Genomic DNA, 1983 nt, shown 5'->3' with positions numbered 1-1983 from the left:
CTGAGACAGCCAGGAGGTTGGCTTAGAAGCAGCCACCCTTGAAAGAGTGCGTAATAGCTCACTGGTCAAGTGGTCCTGCGCCGACAATGTAGCGGGGCTCAAGTACACCGCCGAAGCCGCGGCACTCACACAATAACCTCCTCCGGGCAGGTGTGTGGGTGGGTAGGGGAGCGTCGTGTGGCCATAGAAGCGCCGGAGTGATCCAGGTGTGGAGGCCACACGAGTGAGAATGCAGGCATGAGTAGCGAATGACGAGTGAGAAACTCGTCCGCCGGATGACCAAGGGTTCCTGGGTCAAGCTAATCTGCCCAGGGTGAGTCGGGACCTAAGGCGAGGCCGACAGGCGTAGTCGATGGACAACGGGTTGATATTCCCGTACCCGTGTATGCGCGCCCATGGTGAATCAGTGATACTAACCGCCCTGAACCACCTAGAGACACTTCGGTGTACGTGGTGGGGATGCGCGGGACCTGATCTGGTAGTAGCCAAGCGATGGGGTGACGCAGGAAGGTAGCTGGGCCAGTCAGTGGTTGTACTGGTGTAAGAGTGTAGGCCGTGACAACAGGCAAATCCGTGTCACACCAAAGGCTGAGACTTGATGCGTACCCGTTGTGGGGAATTCAGTGATCCTATGCTGCCGAGAAAAGCCTCTAGTGAGTTCATACACGGCCCGTACCCCAAACCAACACAGGTGGTCAGGTAGAGAATACCAAGGCGATCGAGAGAACTGTGGTTAAGGAACTCGGCAAAATGCCCCCGTAACTTCGGGAGAAGGGGGACCACGCCCGGTGAACACCCTTTGCGGTGGGAGCTGGGGGTGGTCGCAGAGACCAGAGAGAAGCGACTGTTTACTAAAAACACAGGTCCGTGCGAAGACGTAAGTCGATGTATACGGACTGACGCCTGCCCGGTGCTGGAAGGTTAAGAGGACCGGTTAGCCGCAAGGCGAAGCTGAGAATTTAAGCCCCAGTAAACGGCGGTGGTAACTATAACCATCCTAAGGTAGCGAAATTCCTTGTCGGGTAAGTTCCGACCTGCACGAATGGCGTAACGACTTCTCTGCTGTCTCGACCACAGACTCGGCGAAATTGCATTACGAGTAAAGATGCTCGTTACGCGCGGCAGGACGAAAAGACCCCGGGACCTTTACTATAGCTTGGTATTGGCGTTCGATTCGGTTTGTGTAGGATAGGTGGGAGACTGTGAAGCATGCACGCCAGTGTGTGTGGAGTCGTTGTTGAAATACCACTCTGATCGTATTGGACGTCTAACCTCGGCCCATGATCTGGGTTAGGGACAGTGCCTGGTGGGTAGTTTAACTGGGGCGGTTGCCTCCCAAAGAGTAACGGAGGCGCCCAAAGGTTCCCTCAGCCTGGATGGCAATCAGGTGTTGAGTGCAAGTGCACAAGGGAGCTTGACTGTGAGACTGACACGTCGAGCAGGGACGAAAGTCGGGACTAGTGATCCGGCACCGGCATGTGGAAGCGGTGTCGCTCAACGGATAAAAGGTACCCCGGGGATAACAGGCTGATCTTCCCCAAGAGTCCATATCGACGGGATGGTTTGGCACCTCGATGTCGGCTCGTCGCATCCTGGGGCTGGAGTAGGTCCCAAGGGTTGGGCTGTTCGCCCATTAAAGCGGCACGCGAGCTGGGTTTAGAACGTCGTGAGACAGTTCGGTCTCTATCCGCCGCGCGCGTAAGAAACTTGCGGAAGGCTGTCCCTAGTACGAGAGGACCGGGACGGACGAACCTCTGGTGTGCCAGTTGTTCCACCAGGAGCATCGCTGGTTAGCTACGTTCGGAAGGGATAACCGCTGAAAGCATCTAAGCGGGAAGCCTGTTCCAAGATGAGGTTTCTCACCACCTTCGCGTGGTTAAGGCCCCCCACAGACCATGGGGTTGATAGGCCGGAACTGGAAGCGCAGCAATGCGTGCAGGTGACCGGTACTAATCGGCCGAGGACTTACACACAAACACCTTT

At 56.2% G+C, this 1983-nt stretch carries 1 rRNA gene; it reads left to right on the top strand.

Annotated features, from left to right (window positions below):
- A 23S ribosomal RNA gene (locus tag G6030_RS00380) occupies window positions 1-1973 on the top strand; the annotation flags it as partial.
- Between the last annotated feature and the right edge of the window lie 10 nt (window positions 1974-1983).

This window comes from Dietzia sp. E1, assembly GCF_014145015.1.
GTDB classification, from domain to species: Bacteria; Actinomycetota; Actinomycetes; order Mycobacteriales; family Mycobacteriaceae; genus Dietzia; species Dietzia cinnamea_A.
Note: the sequence above shows the minus strand (reverse complement) of the source record. Positions and strands in the feature narration are given on the sequence as shown.